This is a genomic window from Streptomyces ureilyticus (assembly GCF_011045025.1).
Classification (GTDB): Bacteria; Actinomycetota; Actinomycetes; order Streptomycetales; family Streptomycetaceae; genus Streptomyces; species Streptomyces ureilyticus.
The window spans coordinates 1-600 of record NZ_JAAKZX010000523.1; the positions used below are offsets into that span (position 1 = coordinate 1).

General features: G+C 72.0%; 1 protein-coding gene. It reads left to right on the top strand.

The features are described from left to right. A partial coding sequence (locus tag G6048_RS48495; RefSeq protein WP_328829202.1) for a ketoacyl-synthetase C-terminal extension domain-containing protein occupies positions 1–600 on the top strand: 600 nt, incomplete at both ends.

The following is a 600-nucleotide window of genomic DNA, read 5'->3' on the forward strand; positions in this document are numbered from 1 at the left end:
GTTGCTGGCGACGTATGGGCAGGACCGGCCGGTGGATCGGCCGTTGTGGCTGGGGTCGGTGAAGTCGAATATCGCGCATACGCAGGCGGCGGCGGGTGTGGCGGGTGTGATCAAGATGGTGTTGGCGTTGCGGCATGGGGTGTTGCCGCGGACGTTGCATGTGGGGGAGGCGTCGCCGCATGTGGACTGGTCGGCGGGTGCGGTGGAGTTGCTGACCGAGGCGCGGGAGTGGCCGCGGACGGGGGACCGGCCGCGTCGGGCGGGGGTGTCGTCGTTCGGGATCAGCGGGACGAATGCGCATGTGATCGTCGAGGAGGCCCCGCAGGCTGAGGCTGAGGTTGTGGCGGAGGGTCGGGGGGAGCCGGTCCCGGGTGTGGTGGTGCCGTGGGTTGTGTCGGGGCGTAGTGCTGGGGCTTTGGTGGCGCAGGCGGGGCGGCTGGCGGAGTACGTCCAGGCCCGGCCGGAGCTGGATGCGGTGGATGTGGGGTGGTCGTTGGCGTCGGCGCGGTCGGTGTTGGAGCACCGGGCGGTGGTGCTGGGTGCCGGCGGGGACCGGGATGAGCTGCTGGCCGGGCTGCGGGCGTTGACTGCGGGCACGCC